Consider the following 19,967-nt stretch of genomic DNA (forward strand, 5'->3'; position numbering starts at 1 on the left):
ACTAGCGGCCTCCTGTTGCTGACGGGGCGGATTCTCTCGCCATCATGGCGCGACCTTCACGGCCGATGGCGGCTGAGCGGTGGCAAGGCCGGCGGCATGGGACTCCAGCCACGGCTCGAGCCATGCCGTATGGAAGCGTCCGGCCTTGACGTCGGCGTCGCGCGCCAGCGCCTGGTGCAGGGGCTTTGTCGTGGAAATGCCCTCGACGCTGAGCTCGGCAAGCGCGCGCTCGAGTCGTCTGATGGCGCTCGGCCGATCCTTGTCGTGCACGATCAGCTTGCCGAGCAGGCTGTCGTAGAACGGAGGTACCGTATAGCCCGCATAGAGCATGCTGTCGAAGCGTACGCCGTCGCCGCCGGGGACGCTGAGCGCACTCACCGTACCCGGATTGGGCAGGAAATTCCTGGCGGGGTCCTCGGCGTTGATGCGGACCTCGATCGAATGGCCGCTGACGCGCACCGCGTCCTGATGGATGCGCAAGGGCTCACCGCCGGCGATCCGGATCATCTCGCGCACGAGGTCGATGCCGGTGACCATTTCGGTGACGGGATGCTCGACCTGGATGCGGGTGTTCATCTCGAGGAAGTAGAAGTCGCCGGTCCTGTCGTCGTAGAGATATTCGAGCGTCCCGGCGCCACGGTAGTTGACCGCCTTGGCCAGCGCCACGGCGGACGTGCAGAGCTTTTCACGCACCGCCTGGGTGAGCGAGGGCGAGGGGGCTTCTTCCCAGACCTTCTGGCGGCGACGCTGCAACGAGCATTCGCGCTCGAAGCAATGGATCACGTTGCGTCCATCGCCGAGCACCTGGACCTCGATGTGCCGCGCGCCTTCGATCAGCTTCTCGACATAGAGCCCGCCGTCGCCGAACGCTGCGAGCGCCTCGGCCTGTGCCTGCGGCATCAGGTGATGAAATTCCTCGGCGGACCGCGCGATGCGAATGCCGCGTCCGCCGCCGCCGGCGGCGGCCTTGATCATGACAGGGAAGCCGGTTTTCTCGACGAGCGCGAAGGCCGCGTCTGCCGATTCCAGCCGCCCCTGGCTGCCGGGGACGGTCGGCACACCGGCCGAGGCGGCGGCCTCGCGCGCCGCGACCTTATCGCCCATCAGCCGGATCGATTGCGCGGTCGGGCCGACGAAGATCAATCCGGCGGCTTCGACCGCGGCCGCGAACTCGGCATTCTCGGCCAGGAAGCCGTAGCCGGGGTGGATGGCGTCGGCACCGGCGCCGTGCGCTGCGGCGAGGATGGCCGCCTGGTTGAGATAGGATTTTGACGCCTGCGGCGGACCGATATCGACCGACTCGTCGGCTAGTCTCACCGCGAGCGAATCCTTGTCGGCCTTGCTGTAGACCTGGACGGTCGCAATGCCGAGATCGCGCGCTGCGCGGATGATGCGCACCGCGATCTCGCCGCGGTTGGCTATGAGGAGCTTCTTGATCGCCATGGCTGGTCGGGGGCTCAAACGTCGATTTCGGCGATCGGCTGACCGGCCATCACGGCATCCTCGTTCTCGGCCAGGAAGCGAACGATCTTGCCGGCGGCGCCGGCCTTCACCTCATTGAACGATTTCATCACCTCGATGAGCCCGATCGTGTCGCTCTCCGCGACGACGTCGCCGTCGTTCTTGTAGAACGGCTTGTCGGGGGCGGGCTTGCGGTAAAAGATGCCCGGGAGCGGCGAGAAGATCTGCTGCGTTGCCATGGTGTCCTCGTGAGTCGTTGGTTTTTTGCCGCGACGGTTCAGCGTGCGGTGAGATAGGGACGAACCGCTTCGCGGACGGCCTCCGCGATGGCGACGGCGTTCGGCGTGTCGGAGTGAATGCAGATCGAATCGGCGCCGACCACGATGTCGTTTCCCGCCACCGTACGCGTCTTGCCCTCGTTGACGGCTCTCGCGCATCGGATGGCCGCGTCGGCCGGATCCTTCGCCTCGTGCTCGCGCGTGATGATCAGGCTGCCGTCGGCATTGTAGTCGAGGTCGGCATAGTATTCGGCGACGAAGGCGTGGCCGCGGCGCTCATAGACCTGCTGGTGCAGCGTTCCCTTCATGCCGAGCAGCGGCACCTTGTAGACATCGGCGGCGTCCGCCACGGCCTCGGCGATGTCCTCGTTGCGCGACGCCATGCCGTAGAGCGCACCGTGCGGCTTGATATGATTGAGCGCCATGCCTTCGGCATCCAGGAAGGCCTTGAGTGCGCCGATCTGGTAGAGCAGGCAGTTGGTCAACTCCTCGCGGCTGATCTTCATTTCCCTGCGGCCGAATCCCTGCAGATCCGGCAGCGAGGGGTGCGCGCCGACCTTGACGCCGAACTCCTTGGCGAGCTGCACGGTCTTGCGCATGTGGTTGAAGTCGGAGGCATGAAAGCCGCAGGCGACGTTGGCGACGTCGATATGGGGCATCAATGCCTTGTCGTCGCCCATCTTGTAGAGGCCGTAGGCCTCGCCCATGTCGCAGTTGATCACGACCATCTCCTGATTTCCTTCCAACTGGCTTTGCATACGACCGTCGCGGCCGCCCGGGGTGCGTCCGGCGCACCCGGGGCGGCGCGTTGCCGGGTTATTTGGACACCAGATAATCGAGCGGGATCTTTTCCGAGATCGTCCACTGGTCGATCACCTTCGGCTTGCCGGCCTCGGTGTCGACGATCAGGTAACGGCCCTGATTCTGGTGGTGGATGTCCTTGGTGAAGGTGCGCGGCCCGAACAGCGTGGACTCGTCTTTCATCTTCTCGAGCTCGGCTACCACGGGCGCCGCATCGGTCGATTTGGCGCGTTCGACCGCTTTGGCCCAGATATCGATCAGGACGTAGCCCGGATAGACGTACTGGCTGGACGGATCGCCGCCGGTGACTTCCTTGTACTTCTTGTTGAACTCGTTGACCTTCGGATTCGGATCGTCGCCATAGACCGAGCCCTGCACGGGAACATAGAAGTTCGACAGATCCGGAACGGCGTTGATCCAGTAGCTGCCGTCAACGCCCGAGCCGTTCAGGATCATCGACTTGATGCCGGCGGCGCGTATCTGCTTGATGGCGGAGACGGCGCCCGGCATCATCGTGCAGAGCATGATGGCGTCGGGTTCCTTCGGCAGGCTCTTGATCCGCGTGATCTGCGAAGCGATCGAGGCATCGTCGTTCTTGAAGGTGTCGCTGCCGACCAGCTTGGCCTCCTTCAGGCGCGGCAGCATCCAGTCGAAGCCGTCGCAAATGCCCTTGTTGTAGACGGTCCAGCTGTCGAGCAGCCGATAGAAGCTGCGCGCGTTCTTCTTGGTGTACGCCCATTCCGACATGGTTGCGCCCTGCACCGGTGCCAGCACCGAGGCCGAGAACGAGAACGGGCCGACGCCGGGAATCCCGGCCTTGATCGATTCGGCGCAAAGGAAGAAGGAAACCTTGCCGGCGGCCTGCGCCTGCAGGGCCGCGGGTGCACCGTAATCGTAGTCGCAGGAGACGATCACGAGATCGGCGCCCTGGTCGAGCACCGCAAGGCCGGCTTTGGCGCCTTCGGCCTGATCGGTCTTGGTGTCGGCAAACACCGGCTTGATCTTCTTGCCGAGCAGGCCGCCGGCCTTGTTGATCTCATCGATCCGGATCAGCGCCGCGTCCTGCGCCGGCTTGTCATAGGCCTGCATGAATCCGGATGCCGCGGTCGCAAAACCAACGACGATCTCGTCGGCCGCCTGGGCCGGCGTGAACCAGAGCGCGGATGCTCCGGTCAGAATGCCGAGTAATGTCGTAAAGCGCATATGCCACTCCTCCAATTTTACAAACGAGCGTCAGAGCAGTTCCTTCAGTGCGGTCTGGACAGGCCGGGTCAGGCGCGGCTGCAACGGCCATCGGCGCCATGAGAACTCCCGGTTGCGGGTCAATCCCGTCGGCAGGTACATCAGGATCACGATGGTGATTATCCCGATCGCGATCTCCTGCACGCCGTTCGGCAGGCCGACGGTGTGCCCGCCCAGGCTGATGCCCTTCTCGAGATCACGGAACAGCTCGATCAGCACCGATATCGCGACCACGCCCGAAACCGCGCCGCTGAGGCTGTACATGCCGCCGACCACCAGCATCGACAGCGTGATGAAGGTGGTCCGCAGATAGAATGCGCCGGGATTGACGATGCTCAGGAAATGCGCGTACAGCGCGCCGGCGAGCCCGATGATGAAGGCGCTGACGACGAAGGCGATCAGCCGCTCGCGGACGATGTCGATGCCGGAGGCGCTGGCGGCGACCGCTTCGTCGCGTGTGGCGCGCAGCGCGAGCCCCGAGCGCGAGATTGAATAGAGATAGGCGATCGCGATGGCCACGGCGCCGCCGATCCATGCGGTCCAGACATTCATGGTGGGCGGAATGCCGACGATCGAACCTTGTCCGCCCGTCACCGAATCCCAGTTCGAATACACATTGTTGATGACGCCGAGCAGGCCGAAGGTCGCAATCGAGGCGGCAATGCCCGACAGGCGCATGATGACGCGCCCGACGATCAGCGCGAACAATGCGGCGAACAGGCCGGAAATCGGCGTCGCCACCCACATCGGCAGTTGCGCATGAAGCAGCCACGCTGGCAGGCCCTTGAGCGTGATCGACTTCATGACAGGCGGAATGGTGAGCCAGGCGGTCATGTAGGCGCCGAGGCACATGAAGCTGATATGGCCGAACGATAGCAGGCCCGAATTGCCGACGAAGACGTAGAGTCCGACCACCACCATGATGTTGATGAACATCTCGACCACGGTGCGGTTGAAGGCCCGGCTGCCGAACTCATAGGAGAGGGCGGCCATGATGAGCAGCGCCACGATCAGCACGATCGGCGTGATGATCGTTTGCCGGATGACGGACGGCCGCTGCGACATCGATCAGACCCTCTGCTTGGCGGATTTCGGTGCGAACAGGCCCTGCGGCCGCACCAGAAGGACGACGATGACGGCGCCGTAGACGAGCGCGTCCCGGAACACGCGGGCGTCGTGCGGCAAGGTCGCCTGGAACACGACGCTGGCGGCACCGATCAGGAAGCCGGCGGCAACGGCGCCGGGAATACTGCCGAGGCCGCCGATCACGGTCGCGATGAACGCGATCAGCATTACATTGGCGCCCATGCCGATGTCGGCGGTGCCGGAATTGGTCGCCAGGATCAGGCCGATCGCCGCCGCCAGCATGCCGCTGATGGCGAAGGCCAGCAGGATCACGCCGTTGGCGCGGACCCCGAGCATGCGCGCCATGGTGAAATTATCGGCCGCCGCGCGCATCTCGAGCCCATAGCGCGTGCGCTTCAGGAACAGGACGAGGATCACAAGCACGGCCAGCGTGATGATGATGGTCACCACCTGAAGCATCGGGATGTGGGCGCCGAAGACTTCGACCGGCAGGCCGAGGCTCGGCCACAGCGTGATCGACTTCGGCCGGCTGGAAAACAGCATCAGCAGGAGATGCCGGATGACGAAGCCGAGCGCGAAGGACGCGATCATCATCGTCGCCGGATTGGCGTTGCGGAAGCGGCGGAACACGACGACCTCCGACAGGATGGACAGCGCGGCGCCGATCAGCAGCAGCAGCGGGATCAGCAGATAAAATGGCAACTGGCCGGCAAACACGATCGCCGCCGCATCGATCGACGGCCACAGCATGGCGAAGACGCAGAAGGCGATGAAATCGCCGTGCGCGAAATTGACGAGCCGCATGACGCCGAAGATCAAGGCGATGCCGAGCGCGCCCAGCGCATAGAGGCTGCCGAGGCTCAACGCGTCGAAGATGATCTGGAGCAGCTCGCGCATCTCAGTGATCTCCGAAGCCGAAATAGGTCTGCTTCAGGCGATCATCCCTGACCATGTCGGCCGCGGGGCCCTCGAGCACGATGCGGCCGCCGCGGATCAGGACCATCCGCCCGCCCGTCATCATGGCGCGCGTCGAACTCTGCTCGACGATCAGCAGCGTGAGCTTGCGCTGGGCCCGCAGCCGCAGCAGGATCTCGTAGACCTGGTCGATGATCTTCGGCGCGAGGCCCAGCGACGGCTCGTCGATCGCCATAATGCGGGGCGCGGCCATCAGCGCGCGGCCAATGACCAGCATCTGCTGCTGGCCGCCGGACAGCATGCCCGCCGGGCTGTGGCGGCGCTCGGCCAGCATCGGGAATTCCTGGTAGACCCGATCCAGGTCGCCGGCGATTGCCTTGCGGTCGGCGCGCATGCCGGTGCCGACCTTCAGGTTCTCCTCGATCGTCAGCGCGCCGAAGACGTTGCGTCCTTCCGGCACCAGCGAAAACCCGCGCCGGGCGATGTCTTCGGGCGCGGCACCGGTGATCCTTGCGCCGTCGATCATGATGGAGCCGGAGCCCGGCGGCACGACGCCTGCGATGGCGTTGAGCAGCGTCGACTTGCCGGCGCCGTTCGGGCCGGTCACGAACAGGATTTCGCCTTCGTCGACCGTCAATGTCACGCCGCGGAGTGCCGTGAGGCGCCCATAGCTGACCGTGATGTCGTCGACGACGAGTGCGGTCATGACGCCACGGCCGCTTCGGCTGCGACCGGTGGAATCAATTCGTCGCGCTGCGTGCCCATATAGGCATGCCGCACGGCATCGCTGTTGCGGATCTGGGCGGGCGGGCCGACTTCGATGATCTCGCCGGAATCGAGCACAAAGATGCGCTCACAGAGCTCCAGCACGAGGCCGATATTGTGCTCGATCAGCAGCACACCAGCATTGAGCTCGGATGCGATCCTGCGGATGATGGCGGCGAGCTCGTGGCTCTCATGCTCCGACATGCCTGCCGCCGGTTCGTCGAGCAGCAGATATCGCGGCGTGCCCATGATGGCGCGGCCGATGGCAACGCGGCGCTCGTCCGTATAGGGCAGCGCGCCGGCAATGCTGTTGGCGAGATGCGAAATGCCGAGCCAGGCCATCACCCGCTCGGCCTCGCTGATGGCGTCGGGACGGCCTTGACCGAGGCCGACGCCGGTTACTTCCAGGTTGTCCATCACAGGCAGGTCGCGGAAAAGCCGGCCTGACTGGAAGGTCCTTGCCACGCCTTTGCGTCGCAGCATGTGCGCTGCAATGCCGTTGAGTGGTTCGCCTTCCAGCTCCACGGTGCCCGCGCCGACCGGCTGGAAACCGGTCAATACATTGATAAGAGTGGTTTTGCCGGCTCCATTGGGGCCAATCAGTCCGGCGATATGCCCCCGCGGCACGGCCAGTGTAACGTTGGACAGCGCTTTCAGGCCTTCGAATTGGACGCTGACACCGCGCGCGACCAATTCCAAACCTTCGGACATCATCCCAACGCCTTCTCACCCGGAACCGACGGATTGATCTTTCCGTTCCGTCGCGTGATTGTAAAATTCGAAATATCGTTCGCTGATATCGGAAATTTTTATGTCTCTGACGTTCCGTCAGGTTCGGCACTTCATCGCGACGGCGGAAAGCGGACGCGTTTCCGCGGCCGCGGCAGCTCTGAACGTGACGCAATCGGCGGTCACGTCGTCGATCAAGGCCCTTGAGGCCGAGCTCGGCCGCAAATTGTTCGACCGCCATTCCAACGGCGTGACGCTGACGTTTGACGGCCACGAGTTCTTGCAGCGCGCCCGCGCGATCGAGGCGAGCGTGTCAGATGCGACGCGGGGGCCGCATCGCTGGGGGACACAGGTCGACGGCACCGTGGACGTGGCCGTGAGCTATACGGTTGCCGGATATTTCCTGCCGCCGCTGCTGACGCGGTTCTGGCGGTCCTTCCCGGGCATCACGGTCCGGCTGCACGAGTTTCAACGCGATGCGATCGAGCAGAGCCTGATCAGCGGCAGCGTCGATGCGGCCATCATGCTGATCGCGAACCTGCATGACCGGCACTCCATTCGCTCGCGACTGCTGTTGCGCTCGGCGCGTCGCTTGTGGACATGCGTCAATCATCCGCTGCTGCGCAAGGACAACATCAAGCTGACCGACCTCGCGAGCGAGCCTTATCTCATGTTGACCGTCGACGAAGCCGAGCGCTCCGCAATGCGCTACTGGCAGCACACCGCGCACGTGCCCAACGTCATCTTCCGCACCCTGTCGGTGGAGGCCGTCCGCAGCATGGTCGCGACCGGGATGGGGATCACCATCCTGTCGGACATGGTCTACCGTCCCTGGTCGCTCGAGGGACATCGCATCGAGCTCAAGACGCTTGATGACGACGTCCATACCATGGATGTTGGGCTTGCCTGGAAGGGCAACGCGACGCTTTCACCGGCGGCCCGCGCCTTCTGCGAGTTCGTCGCCCATTCCTATCCCGGATCGGAGCCGTTCACGTTGGACTAGCGGCCCGGAGAGGCGCCATTCCAACTCAGCCATGGAATTATTTGACCGGATGGTCAATAAATGCTGGTTCGGACGCGGCCCGGCGCAAGCAGGGCGGTGATCCCGGAATTTTGCCGTCATTTGATTCACATCTCTGGACGAAGGCCGATTAGCCGGCCGATGGAACGGAAAGACATGGCCCGATCGCGCGCCAAGGACTACGACGACAAGCGCCTCTCGATGCTGCATCGCTCGGCCGAGCTGTTTGCCGCGTCGGGCTATGTCGGCACGTCGATGAACACGATCGCGGACGCGTGCGGTGTGTCGAAGGCGCTGCTCTATCACTATTACCCCGACAAGGAGGCGATCCTTTTCGACATCCTGTCCTCGCATCTCGAGAAGCTCGTGGCGGCAGTTCGGAAGGCGAGCGCGCAGGCCGGCGATCCGGTCGAGCGCTTCCGAACGATCGTTGCGACCCTGCTCGAGCTCTACCGGCATGCCGACGCCGAGCATCAGGTCCAGATCGCAAGTCTCAAGCTGCTGCCGAAGGACAAGCGGCAGCCGCTGCTTGCGAGCGAGCGGATCCTGGTCGGGATCATGTCAGATGTGCTCGCCGCGGCCGTGCCGGCGGCGAAGCAGAAGCGCGTCCTCAAGCCGCTGACAATGAGCGTGTTCGGCATGCTGAATTGGCATTATATGTGGTTTCGCGAGGGCGGGCCGATGACCCGCGCTGAATATGCCGACTTCGTCGCGCAACTGGTGTTGGCGGGTGCTGCGGATGCGGCCGCCACCCGGCCGCGCAGCAAGGCAAAGCCCGCCGGCCGAAGCCGGCAGGCCGCGTTGCTCTGAGCTGCGCGTTACGCCCGCATCGCATTCATCGTCAGAAGTTCATATGTCGCCGCGGTCTCGCCGGTCCCGGTCGTGATCTCGACGTCCCAGCGCACCTCGCCATACTGCTTGTTGCGCGGCGTCTTCTCCTTCGCGGTCAGGCGCACCTGGATCTGTTCGCCCGGTTGGACCGGCTTCACGAAGCGCAGCGAGTCGAGGCCGTAATTCGCCAGCACCGGCCCGTAATCGGGGTCGACGAACAGGCCGGCCGCAAACGACAGCAGCAGGTAGCCATGCGCGACTCGGCCCGGGAAGAACGGATGTCCCTTGGTCGCTTCCTCGTCCATGTGGGCGTAGAAGGTGTCGCCCGTGAAATGCGCGAAGTGCTCGATGTCGTCGAGCGTGATCTGCCGCGCCTTCGAGACCAGCGTGCGGCCGATCTCGAGATCGTCGTAGTGATAGCGGAACGGGTGCAGGTCACCCTCGAGCACCGGGCTGCCCTTGAACCAGCGGCCGGTTACGCCGCTTAGCATCGCCGGCGAACCCTGCAACGCGGTGCGCTGCATGTAGTGCTGGAGACTGCGGACGCCGCCCAGTTCCTCGCCGCCGCCGGCACGGCCCGGTCCGCCGTGAACCATCTGCGGCATCGGTGAGCCGTGTCCGGTGTGCTCGGTCGCGCAATCGCGATCGATGATCGCGACACGGCCGTGAAAGCTGCCGATGCCGAACGCGAGTTCGGTCGCGGCCGGGATGTCGTGGGTGTAGACCGATGCGACCAGGCTGCCGCCGCCGCGATTGGTCAGCGCGACGGCCTGGTCGAGATCGTCATAGCCCATCACGGTGCAGACCGGCCCGAACGCCTCGATCTCGTGCACCGCGGTTGCGGCGAGCGGCTTGGAGCAGTGCAGCAGCAGCGGCGGGACGAACGCGCCGCGTTTGGCGTCGGCGTCGATGAGCGGGACGTTGTCGGGATCGCCGGCCACCAGTTCGGCCTCGGTGCGAAGCCGCGCCACATGAGCAAGCACATCGCTGCGCTGGGCGAGGCCGACGAGCGGTCCCATCCTGACCTTCTCGTTCTCGGGATTGCCGATCGTGACCTTGGTGAGACGCTCGCGCAGCGCCGTGATGACGGCGTCGATCTGCGCTGCCGGCGCCAATGCGCGGCGGATCGCGGTGCATTTCTGCCCGGCCTTGACCGTCATCTCCTTCGCCACTTCCTTGATGAAGAGGTCGAACTCCGGGGTTCCCGGCACGGCGTCCGGCGCCAGGATCGCGGCGTTGAGCGAATCCCGCTCGGCGATGAAGCGGACCGCTTCGCGCGCGATGACCGGATGCCGTTGCAGCTTTTGCGATGTGTCGGCCGAGCCCGTGAAGGACACCACATCCTGGCAGGTGAGATGGTCGAACAGGTCGCCGGTCGATCCGACGATGAACTGTAGCACGCCTTCCGGCAGTGCCCCGGACTCGGTGATCATCCGCACCAGCTCGTAGGCGACATAGGAGGTGACGGTCGCGGGCTTGGTGACGACGGGAACGCCGGCGAGCAGCGCGGGCGCCAGCTTCTCCAGCATGCCCCAGCACGGGAAGTTGAATGCGTTGATATGCACGGCAACGCCGTGCAATGGCGTAACGATGTGCTGACCGGCGAATGCGCCGCCCTTGGAGAGCCCCTCGACGTTGCCGTCGAGAAGGTATCTGGTGTTCGGAAGCTCGCGGCGTCCCTTGCTGGCATAGGCGAACAGCGTGCCAATGCCGCCATCGACGTCGATCATGGCGTCGGTGCGGGTTGCGCCCGCATGGAGCGACAGTTTGTAAAGCCGGTCCTTGTGCTGACTCAGATAGTCGGCCAGCGTCTTCAGCAGGCCCGCACGCTGATGGAACGACAGTTTCCGGAGATTCCTGCCGCCGACCGCAAGGCCATAGGCGAGGATCTCGCGCATGTCGAGATCGCTCCTGGTCGCGAGCGCCACGACATCGCCGGTCACGGCACTGTGAATCTCGGCAGCCGGTTCGCCGGAACCGGTCCAATGTCCACGGACGAAGCTGTTGAGCTTCATGACAGGCTCTGCCGCTCGCGCGGCGCCGGATTGAGGCTGTGTCATTGAAATCGAACCCTTTGACCTGTGATCTATGTTGCGTCTTGCCGTGGCGGCGGAATGTTCAATCCTGCGTCTAGGCGCGTCCGACGAAGCGCGGCGCGCGTTTCTCGAGGAACGCGGTGACGCCCTCGGCGAAATCCGACGTCCGCCCGGCGCGGCCCTGGAAATCGCGCTCGAGGTCGAGCTGCGCATCGAGCGTGTTGGTCTCAGACGCATCGAGCGCCTGCTTGATCAGCGCCAGGCCATCCGTGGGTTGCGTCGCGAGGTTGGCGGCGAGGGCGTGAGCCTCGGTCATCAGATCCGCATCCTCAACCATCTTCCAGATCATGCCCCATGACTGCGCCTGTTCTGCGGAGACAGGCTCGGCCAGCAGGGTCAAGGCGCGTGCCCGGGCAGGTCCGACCAGCCGCGGCAGGAACCAGGTGCCACCGGAATCCGGGACCAGGCCGAGCTTGGCGAAGGCCTGAATGAACTTGGCCGACCGTGCCGCGATCACGATGTCGCAGGCAAAGGCGACGTTGGCGCCGGCGCCGGCCGCGACGCCGTTGACCGCGCACACGACCGGCATCGGGATGCCGCGCAGCTTGCGCACCAGCGGGTTGTAGAATTTTTCAATCCGCACGGAGAGATCCGGCGTCTTGCCCGGCGTGAAGACGCCGTCCGAAAGATCCTGGCCGGCGCAGAATCCGCGTCCGGCTCCAGTCAGGATCAGCGCGCGGCAGGATCTGTCCTGCTCGGCGTCCGTCAACGCGGTGAGCAAGGCGGTGTGCAGTTCGGCGCTGAATGAATTCAGGCGATCGGGCCTGTTGAGCGCCAGCACGCGATATCCGTCGCGGATATCGGTCAACACCAAATCGCTGACCATGATTACCTCCCGTTGCGGCTTCTGATGACCGAAGGTCGCGTGACCTGCGTCTGGATTACTATTGACCGTCCGGTCAGTCAATTATAATTGTCCACACTCCGACATGGACGGCGTCTTCCGGTTTATCGATCGAGGACGATTCTATTCCCGGTCGCGATCTCGCGCACGACGTCAGATGAGCGTCGCGCGCGCTGCGCTGCGTATTTGCGAAGCTGATGCGCGATGCTTGACACTTGTCAGATCGAGCCATCGGCGGAACCCGCGAAAGGTTCACGTTTGCAGCCGCGCTGCATGGCGCCCATGCTGCGCTGTGCGCCGCCACAAATCAGCCGTATATGAGCGGCGACTTCCGCCACCATGGGGCGAGCCGATGACAATGCAGTCGGGCGATATCACAGGGTTTCGATTCTCGACCGCGCATTTCGGCGAGCGGGACCGCTTGCCGATTTTTCGCGAGCAGATCGGGCGGATGATCGTGAAGCTCGATCCGGAACCGCTCGACGACGGCGCGTTCCATGCTGAAGCGAGTGTGCGCGAACTGTCGGGGCTCGGGATCGGATCCTGGGCGTGCAGCAATCTCAAGATCGCGCGGCCGCGCGAATTGCTCGACGGCAATGACGACCTCGTGCTGACGATCATCACCAGCGGCAACGTGCGCGCATCACAGCGTGGCCGCGACATCGAGCTTAGCCCGGGTCAGGCCGTACTGCAGTCGAGCGCGGAAGCCGGCACCATGGTGGTCCCGGTGTCGCCGAGCCGCTTCGTCGGCCTCCGGTTGCCGCGCAAGGCGCTCGCCTCGCTGGTTCACGATCCCGAAGACATGCTGATCCGCCCGTTGCCGGCGAACACCGAAGCGATGCGGCTGCTTGCGCTTTACATCAGGGAACTCGACGACAGCTATCAGCTTTCGACTCCCGAGCTGCGGAACGCGGTCGTCAAGCATCTGACCGATCTCGGTGCGCTGATCATCGGCGCCAATCGCGACGCGGCGGTTGCCGCGGAGGATGGCGGGCTGGCGGCCGCGCGGCTTGCCGCGGTCAAGGCCGATATCAGCGACAATCTCAGCTATGGCGACCTCACACTGCCCGCGGTCGCGGCGCGGCTGAAGCTCACGCCGCGCCATATCCAGCGGCTGTTCGAGGGCGTAGGCTCGACATTCTCGGAATTCGTGCTCGGCCAACGGCTGGCGCGCGCGCATCATTTGCTGACCGATCCGCGCCACAGCCGCAGCACCATCGGCACGATTGCGTTCGAAGTCGGGTTTGGTGATCTTTCCTACTTCAACCGTACCTTCCGCCGGCACTACGGCGCGACGCCATCGGATATTCGTGCGGTGCCGCGGCGTTCCTGACCGAACGCCTGAATTCCCCTTGTGCCGTCCGACCGCTCCTTACGGCTCTCCGCAACCGGGCACCCGCCGGATCTGTTCGATGAGCCGCTGATGACGCTCTGCGGATAGCGCGCGCTCGTTCGCGCACATCAGCATGGCGACGCATGTCGCCTGCGGCCCCGAAGGCCAGGCGATGGTGCCGTCGATCGCGCCGTCGCATTTGAGGTACGCGTTCTTCGCATCCCAACGGATCGCGCTGTCGGGTGCTGATGTCGCTGCTGCCGCGATGACCGCCATTGCAACGAGCGCGGCGGATCGAAGCGTCCAACGAAATTGTGCGAGAAGGCGCTTGTCTATCTTCATGGCGATCGGAAGTCGTGCGAGGCAGCCGATCATTAAGGGCGCGTCGGCGCGCTCGCAAGCCTGTCGTCCGGCATGACGTGTGATGTCGAAGAGAAAAGATCGCGGCCATCGCGAACCTGTTGAGTGTTGGGCGCACTCATTCAGGAAGGATTGGGCTTATGTCGACTTCACTCATTCGATCAGCACCAGTGATTCTCTGCCTTCTAGCGGGAATAGCGCCGATCGCCACCGAGGCCGCGGGTGCAAAACCTGTGCTCAGGATCGAGAACGGGTTCCAGCAGACCGTCGCGGTCTCGGCCGGCAGCGAACTCTCGTTTGGACCACCGCGGCAATCGCCGATCCGGCCTGGTGGCAACAGCGCCGGCGAGATCACGATCTCGCTTGCGGCCGGCGCTGCCGCCGGCATTGCCAAGCTGCATGTTTTCGAGCGCAGTGCTGTCCCGATCGGATTCACGGTGACGGCCTGGCAGGGCCGGAAATCGATCGCTGTCGTCAAGCTTTGCGGTCATCTCGAGATGGACAGTTGGGGCGTGCTGCCGATCGAGACGACGCACGTCGACGTCTCCGATTTCTTCCCGGTCAAGGACGGATGCGACTGACTGCCGCGAGTTTGCTCCCCCAATCAAGAGAGAAGGAATGACCATGCCTCCGATAGCCAAAGGGGCCTTTCTAGTCCTGCTTGCCGGCCTGATGCCCTGGTGCGCGCGGGCGAACGACACGTCCGCTGCGCTGGAAACCGGTGGCCTGCGCTTCAAGCAAGACGCCGATATCGTGATGCGCTCCGAGGATCTGTTCATCTCCGAGAAGCAGATCCGGATCGTCTATCGGTTCTTCAACACCTCGGCTGCCGACAAGACGATCATGATCGCGTTCCCGATGCCTGACATTGTCGGCAAAGAGGGGGACGAGAATATCGGACTCCCCACCGACGATCCCGAGAACATCTTTGATTTCCACGTCGCGGTCGACGGCAGGGCGGCCGCGCCGCATCTCGAACAGACGGCGCTTGCGAACGATGCGGATCAGACGGCGCTGCTGCGGAAGCTCGGAATTCCCCTGATGCCAATCAGGGGACCGGCGGGCGAGCTGCTCGACCGGTTGCCGAAATCGAACTGGCCGGAGCTCGTCAAGCTCGGTGTCGGCGCCATCGAGACCTACGGGTCGGGCGGCCCGATGCAGGATCATCTGGTGCCGACCTGGACGTTGCGCTCGGCCTATACCTGGACGCAGAGCTTCCCTGCGGGCCGGGAGATCACGTTCGAGCAGACCTACCGTCCGAGCGTCGGCGGCTCGGTGCAGACCATCATCGGCGGCGACAATTGGCGCAGCAATCCGGAAGCGCCGGCGTTCCTTGCTTCATACTGCATCGACGATGATCTGATCCGCACCATCGAGCGGGCGCGTGCGACGAGGCGCGCGCCCTATCCGCCGTTCAGCGAGCGGTCGATTGCCTATGTGCTCTCGACCGGCGCCAACTGGGCGGCACCGATCGGCGACTTTCACCTCACAATCGACAAGGGCGAGCCCAACAATTTGGTCAGCTTCTGTGCCGATGGCGTCAAGAAGACGGGACCGACTCGCTTCGAGGTCCGCCATTCGAACTTCAGGCCGTCACGAGACCTGAAGATTGTCATCTTCGTTCCGAATCCGAATTAGCGCGGGCGGAAGCAATGCAGTGATTACGAACGTGGTTGCATGATGTCGCATGCGTCCCATTCCCCGTCGCATCCGTCCGAGCCGCGCATCATTGGGGCGCCTAAAAGGCAGCCCCCGCGCAATCAGCTTGAGCGGGGCGATTCACCGATAGCAACCAGCGAGGCCACCAATGACTGACACCACCACTTCATCGTTCGTCGATGCTGCCGCTGCGCTCGCGCCGCGGGTTCAGGCATCCGTGCAGGAGAGCGAGCGGTCGCGGCGGCTGCCTGTCCCGCTGATCGAAGCGATGGCACAAGCAGGGCTCTTCCGCCTATGGGTTCCGCGCGCCATCGGCGGCGAGGAGGCTGAGCCGATGACTCTCGTTCGGGTGGTCGAGGAGATCTCGCGCGCCGACGGTGCCGCCGGCTGGTGCATGGCCATCGGGGGCGCCTATGGCGTGTTCGGCGGCTATCTCGGGAAGGACGCCGCGCGCGACATCTATGGCAGCGATCCGCTGGTCCGGACGGCGGGAGCCTTGCGGCCGTTCGGCATCGCCAGGATCGTCGATGGCGGTTATCGCGTCACAGGCCGCTGGCCGCTCGGAAGCGGCTGCCAACACTCCGGCTGGATGATAGGCAATTGCCGGATCTTCGACGGCGACCAACCGCGCTTGCGCCCCGACGGCACCCCGGTGATGCGCTTCATGCTGTTTCCGACCGCGCAATGCGAGATCATCGACACCTGGCACAGTATCGGGCTGCGCGGCACGGGCAGCCATGACTATGCGATCGCGGATGCCTTCGTGCCATCCGCGCGCTCGCTCTCGTTTCGCGAACCGCCGGTGGAGCAGGGGCCGCTTTATGCGTTTCCGACCATCGCGCTGTTCGGGGCGGCACTTGCGGCCGTGCCGCTCGGCATCGCCCGCCACGCGATCGACATTCTGGTCGAGCTCGTCGGACGAAAGATCGCGTCGCGCTCGCGCAAGCTGCTCCGTGAGGATGCGCTGATCCAGGCCGATTTCGGCCGCGCCGAGGCCTTGCTGGGTTCGGGACAGGCTTTCCTCTACGGCAAGCTGGAAGAGGCGTGGCAGGCCGTCAGTGCCGGCGAGGTGCTCAGCGTTGCCGAGCGCGCCACGCTGTGGCTGGCTTCGACCCATGCGGCGAACACGGCCAAGCAGGCGACCGAGCTGATGTTCGGTGCCGGCGGCTCGTCCGCGCTGGACGTGAGCTGCGGGCTCGAACGCTGCGTGCGGGACGTCCATGCTGCCGTCCAGCACCTCACTTTGGCACCGGCCAACTATCAGATGGCTGGTGAGGCGTATCTCGGCGCGGACATGCGGTCGACGCCCTTGCTGTTCTCCGATGACCGCGAGGAAGCGCGCCCCCAAGCTGCCAACCCGAATTAGCGCCGGCGCGTTCCGCACATGATGAGCATGCCAAGGATGGTCCTGAAGCCTGCTCTGCGCCTGCTTTTCTGTATCGGCGGGTTGGCTGGCCCGGCATCGGCACAGTCCACCGATCCACATCAACCGACGGTGCTCGGCGTCGGTGTCAATCGCGCCAACATCACCAATGATATCAGCGGCCATTACTACAGCTTCATGGCGGGGCCGGGCCATGTCGATGTCGAGCTCGCCTTCAAGGAGATGGGCGTGGCCGGCCGTCCGCTGCCGCAACATCTCAACTTCGACTTCTGGAATGCGGACGGCGTTCGGCTGTCCCACATCGAGGTCCTGTCGCAGGGCGGCATCGCCCGCCGGCACACCGATGCCGATTTGCCGGCGCGACAACGAATCAATCTGGCGGTCTCGACGCAATGGGGTGCGATCAAGGTCGGCGGCTACTACGAGATCGAGCTGAAAGGCGATGTTGAGGCGGCAGCACCACCGGTCGGAGCCGACGTCAAGCCGGCGGAGTCCGAGCTGTTGGTGCGGCCGTGATCGAACAAGCCATCAGCTGTGTGCTGACGCGCACACAGGGCGATTCCAGGCGCCAATGCACGGCAACGTGTTTCACATTGTTGCCTAATGTCGCATATGTCCAATCCCCCGTCGCCTCAGTCCGAGCCTGCTGCTCATCGCGCGCATACAAGGCAGCCCCGGTGATCGTTGCGGCCGGCGATACCAGTCGATTGCGATGCATTGAGGCGACTTGAGACCATCGAGGAGAATATGATGAAGTTTGCACTTCGAGGATACTTTCTTGCGCTTGGCACGAGCCTGGCATTGTCCAGCGCGGCCATGGCCCAGGATATCAGTGTTGCCGTGGTTGGGCCGATGACCGGCTCGGAGGCGAGCTTCGGTCAGCAGTTCAAGAACGGTGCTGACCTCGCCATCGCCGACATCAATGCGGCGGGCGGCGTGCTCGGCAAGAAGCTGAAGCTGGAAGTCGGCGACGACGCCTGCGATCCGAAGCAGGCGGTCTCGGTTGCCGAGAAGATGGCAGGCGCGAAGATTCCGTTCGTGGTTGGGCACTTCTGCTCGTCGACCTCGATTCCGGCCTCGGACGCCTATGCCGAAGGTAACGTGCTGCAGATCACGCCGGGTTCGACCAACCCGCTCTTCACCGAGCGCGGGCTGTGGAACACGTTCCGCGTCTGCGGCCGCGATGACCAGCAGGGCATGGTCGCGGCCGCCTATATCATCAAGAACTACAAGACCAAGAACGTCGCGATCATCCACGACAAGACGACCTACGGCAAAGGCCTTGCCGACGAAACGAAGAACGCCATCAACGCGGCGGGCGTGAAGGAAAAGCTCTATGAAGCCTACACCAAGGGCGACAAGGATTTTGCCGCGCTGGTGTCCCGCTTCAAGAAGGAGTCGATCGATTTCGTCTATGTCGGAGGCTACTACGCCGAGGCGGCATTGATCCTGCGCCAGATGCGCGAGCAGGGCGTCAATGCTGTGCTGATGGGCGGCGACGCCTTGGTCGACAAGCAGTTCGCCGCGATCGCGGGTCCGCTTGCCGAGGGCTCGCTGTTCACCTTCTCGCCCGATCCGCGCAAGAAGGTGACCGCGGCCGCGACCTTGAAGAAGTTCAAGGACAAGGGCATCGATCCGGACGGCTACACGCTCTACAGCTATGCCGCGTTCCAGATCTGGAGCCAGGCCGTCACCCGCGCCCAGACCACGGACGCCAAGAAGATCGCGGCGACCATCAAGAGTGGACACTGGGACACCGTGCTCGGCAACATCAGCTACACGCCGAAGGGTGACATCACCCTGATCGACTACGTCGTCTACCGCCGCGACAAGGACGGCAACTACGCCGAGCTGCCTGCGGCCGGTCAATGATCGCTGGCCGCGACATCGGCGCTCCTCCCTGATCGATGTCGCGGCCTGAGCGCCGGCTCACAGCGCCAACGGACCAACCCTCTGCCAGCCCCGAGGTGTTGGCGCTGTGACGCCTGGTCTGCGGCGGACAAGCTGCCCTTGGGCAGGTTGCCGCATCAGTCATCGCGTCGAGCTGATCCCGCAACAACGATCCCTTTGAATCCAATCTCGATCGATCACGGCAACCCAAGAGGCAACACGTGTCTGACATAAGCCTGAGCAATGGCGGCGGCTGCGGCGGTTCAGCCGATTGGCACGCTGCGGGACAATCCCAAGGACCGTCTCAAGGACCGTCCCACTCCTACCCGCTGCTGGTGCGCGATCACGGTCTTGGCGCCGCGCTGAAGCTGTTGCTCGAGACCCTGCCTTATGCGCTGGCGCGATGGGGCGTGTTGCTGGGCTTTGCCGCCGCGTGCGTGGTCTGGGCCATCGTCGCCGTGGGCGGCGCGGTCTGGCTCGGCACCCATGTCGCCAGCGTGTTCGGCTATTGCTGGCTGCTTGGCATCCTGTTGCTCGGCGGATGGATCTGGGGCGCCATCCTGCGCTACACGCTTCACATGATCGCCTGCGGCCATGTCGCCGTGCTGACCGAGCTGATCACGCATGGCCGCATCGGCAACGGCAGCGAAGGGCAGTTCGCCTACGGCCGCCGGATCGTGATGGACCGGTTCGGCGAGGTCGCGATCCTGTTCGGACTTGGTGCGCTGATCCGCGCCGTGCTCCGCGCGTTTCACAATGCGCTCGATACGCTCGGCGATTGGCTGCCGGCGCCCGGCATGAAGGCGATCGTCGGTCTGCTCAACACTATCCTGTCGGCCGCGACGCGCTATCTGGACAAGGTGGTGCTGTCCTACGATCTGGCGCGCGGCGGCGCCGATCCGAAGCGCAACATCCAGGACGGACTGGTCTATTATTGCCAGAACGCCAAGCCGATCCTGGCGACGTCGGTCTGGATGGTCATCGTCGAGCGCATCCTCAGCATCCTGCTTTGCCTGCTGCTGCTGGTCCCCGCCGGCGTGGTGACGGTCTGGTTGCCGGAGGCTGTCAGGGAATATGGCGCCATGGTCACTGTCTTCATCGCGGCCCTGCTGGCGGTGACGGTGCGCGCGGCATTCATCCAGCCGCTATTTTTGATCTGCATGATGATCCGCTTTCACGCGCTGATCGAGAACCAGCCGATCAATTCGACCTGGGTCGGTTATCTCGACGGCCTCACAGACAAGTTCCGGCAGATCGGACGCTGAGACCGGC

20 protein-coding genes are annotated in these 19,967 nt (G+C 64.2%); 9 read left to right on the forward strand and 11 right to left on the reverse strand.

What is annotated here, in order from left to right; translation table 11 throughout:
* Positions 1 to 42: 42 nt before the first annotated feature.
* The 8 genes from H8B02_RS14055 to H8B02_RS14090 form a co-directional block, all read right to left on the reverse strand.
* A complete protein-coding gene (locus tag H8B02_RS14055; protein ID WP_229166787.1) occupies positions 43 to 1,443 on the reverse strand; it encodes an acetyl-CoA carboxylase biotin carboxylase subunit in 1,401 nt (466 codons plus the stop codon).
* Positions 1,444 to 1,457: 14 nt separating this feature from the next.
* Positions 1,458 to 1,700 carry an acetyl-CoA carboxylase gene (locus H8B02_RS14060; RefSeq protein WP_229166788.1) on the reverse strand — a complete coding sequence of 81 codons (243 nt, stop codon included), beginning with the start codon at positions 1,698 to 1,700 and terminating at the stop codon, positions 1,458 to 1,460.
* Positions 1,701 to 1,738: 38 nt separating this feature from the next.
* A complete protein-coding gene (locus tag H8B02_RS14065) occupies positions 1,739 to 2,467 on the reverse strand; it encodes a LamB/YcsF family protein (protein WP_229166789.1) in 729 nt (242 codons plus the stop codon).
* Between the two features lie 88 nt (positions 2,468 to 2,555).
* On the reverse strand, positions 2,556 to 3,743 hold the full coding sequence (locus tag H8B02_RS14070) for an ABC transporter substrate-binding protein (protein ID WP_229166790.1): 1,188 nt from the start codon (positions 3,741 to 3,743) through the stop codon (positions 2,556 to 2,558).
* A gap of 30 nt (positions 3,744 to 3,773) precedes the next feature.
* Positions 3,774 to 4,847, reverse strand: a complete 1,074-nt coding sequence (locus H8B02_RS14075; RefSeq protein ID WP_229166791.1) for a branched-chain amino acid ABC transporter permease — start codon at positions 4,845 to 4,847, stop codon at positions 3,774 to 3,776.
* A gap of 3 nt (positions 4,848 to 4,850) precedes the next feature.
* Positions 4,851 to 5,765 carry a branched-chain amino acid ABC transporter permease gene (locus tag H8B02_RS14080; protein WP_229166792.1) on the reverse strand — a complete coding sequence of 305 codons (915 nt, stop codon included), beginning with the start codon at positions 5,763 to 5,765 and terminating at the stop codon, positions 4,851 to 4,853.
* 1 nt (position 5,766) lies between these two features.
* Positions 5,767 to 6,489 carry an ABC transporter ATP-binding protein gene (locus H8B02_RS14085; protein WP_229166793.1) on the reverse strand — a complete coding sequence of 241 codons (723 nt, stop codon included), beginning with the start codon at positions 6,487 to 6,489 and terminating at the stop codon, positions 5,767 to 5,769.
* Positions 6,486 to 7,247: an ABC transporter ATP-binding protein gene (locus H8B02_RS14090; protein ID WP_229166794.1), complete on the reverse strand. Its 762-nt coding sequence runs from the start codon at positions 7,245 to 7,247 to the stop codon at positions 6,486 to 6,488. Before H8B02_RS14090 ends, H8B02_RS14085 begins: the two co-directional genes overlap by 4 nt.
* Positions 7,248 to 7,359: 112 nt before the next feature.
* On the opposite strand from H8B02_RS14090, the gene H8B02_RS14095 reads away from it, so the two are divergent.
* Together H8B02_RS14095 and H8B02_RS14100 are read left to right on the forward strand one after the other, a co-directional pair.
* Complete coding sequence (locus tag H8B02_RS14095; RefSeq protein WP_229166795.1) at positions 7,360 to 8,280, forward strand: LysR substrate-binding domain-containing protein; 921 nt, start codon at positions 7,360 to 7,362, stop codon at positions 8,278 to 8,280.
* A gap of 174 nt (positions 8,281 to 8,454) precedes the next feature.
* A complete protein-coding gene (locus H8B02_RS14100) occupies positions 8,455 to 9,108 on the forward strand; it encodes a TetR/AcrR family transcriptional regulator (protein ID WP_229166796.1) in 654 nt (217 codons plus the stop codon).
* 8 nt (positions 9,109 to 9,116) lie between these two features.
* Here H8B02_RS14100 and paaZ read toward each other — a convergent pair whose 3' ends face one another.
* Both paaZ and paaG read right to left on the reverse strand, forming a co-directional pair.
* Positions 9,117 to 11,144 carry a phenylacetic acid degradation bifunctional protein PaaZ gene (gene paaZ, locus H8B02_RS14105; RefSeq protein ID WP_229166797.1) on the reverse strand — a complete coding sequence of 676 codons (2,028 nt, stop codon included), beginning with the start codon at positions 11,142 to 11,144 and terminating at the stop codon, positions 9,117 to 9,119.
* A 115-nt stretch (positions 11,145 to 11,259) separates the two neighbouring features.
* The gene (paaG, locus tag H8B02_RS14110; protein ID WP_229166798.1) at positions 11,260 to 12,051 is read right to left on the reverse strand and encodes a 2-(1,2-epoxy-1,2-dihydrophenyl)acetyl-CoA isomerase PaaG; all 792 of its coding nucleotides are present in this window, start codon (positions 12,049 to 12,051) and stop codon (positions 11,260 to 11,262) included.
* A gap of 370 nt (positions 12,052 to 12,421) precedes the next feature.
* On the opposite strand from paaG, the gene H8B02_RS14115 reads away from it, so the two are divergent.
* Positions 12,422 to 13,402 carry an AraC family transcriptional regulator gene (locus tag H8B02_RS14115; protein ID WP_229166799.1) on the forward strand — a complete coding sequence of 327 codons (981 nt, stop codon included), beginning with the start codon at positions 12,422 to 12,424 and terminating at the stop codon, positions 13,400 to 13,402.
* A gap of 39 nt (positions 13,403 to 13,441) precedes the next feature.
* Here the strand turns inward: H8B02_RS14115 and H8B02_RS14120 are convergent, their stop codons facing one another.
* Positions 13,442 to 13,777, reverse strand: a complete 336-nt coding sequence (locus tag H8B02_RS14120) for a hypothetical protein (protein ID WP_229166800.1) — start codon at positions 13,775 to 13,777, stop codon at positions 13,442 to 13,444.
* Positions 13,778 to 13,902: 125 nt separating this feature from the next.
* Here H8B02_RS14120 and H8B02_RS14125 point away from each other — a divergent pair, with 125 nt between their 5' ends.
* The 6 genes from H8B02_RS14125 (at position 13,903) to H8B02_RS14150 (ending at position 19,960) form a co-directional block, all read left to right on the forward strand.
* Entirely contained in the window at positions 13,903 to 14,343 is a 441-nt protein-coding gene (locus H8B02_RS14125; RefSeq protein ID WP_229166801.1) for a hypothetical protein, read from the forward strand.
* 37 nt (positions 14,344 to 14,380) lie between these two features.
* A complete protein-coding gene (locus tag H8B02_RS14130; protein WP_229166802.1) occupies positions 14,381 to 15,400 on the forward strand; it encodes a DUF4424 domain-containing protein in 1,020 nt (339 codons plus the stop codon).
* 169 nt (positions 15,401 to 15,569) lie between these two features.
* Complete coding sequence (locus H8B02_RS14135; protein WP_229166803.1) at positions 15,570 to 16,787, forward strand: acyl-CoA dehydrogenase family protein; 1,218 nt, start codon at positions 15,570 to 15,572, stop codon at positions 16,785 to 16,787.
* A gap of 36 nt (positions 16,788 to 16,823) precedes the next feature.
* Entirely contained in the window at positions 16,824 to 17,321 is a 498-nt protein-coding gene (locus H8B02_RS14140) for a hypothetical protein (RefSeq protein ID WP_229166804.1), read from the forward strand.
* A gap of 234 nt (positions 17,322 to 17,555) precedes the next feature.
* Entirely contained in the window at positions 17,556 to 18,677 is a 1,122-nt protein-coding gene (locus tag H8B02_RS14145) for a branched-chain amino acid ABC transporter substrate-binding protein (protein WP_229166805.1), read from the forward strand.
* Positions 18,678 to 18,916: 239 nt separating this feature from the next.
* A complete protein-coding gene (locus H8B02_RS14150; RefSeq protein ID WP_229166806.1) occupies positions 18,917 to 19,960 on the forward strand; it encodes a hypothetical protein in 1,044 nt (347 codons plus the stop codon).
* The last annotated feature ends 7 nt before the right edge of the window (positions 19,961 to 19,967 follow it).

The sequence above is a fragment of the Bradyrhizobium altum genome (assembly GCF_020889705.1).
Taxonomy (GTDB): domain Bacteria; phylum Pseudomonadota; class Alphaproteobacteria; order Rhizobiales; family Xanthobacteraceae; genus Bradyrhizobium; species Bradyrhizobium altum.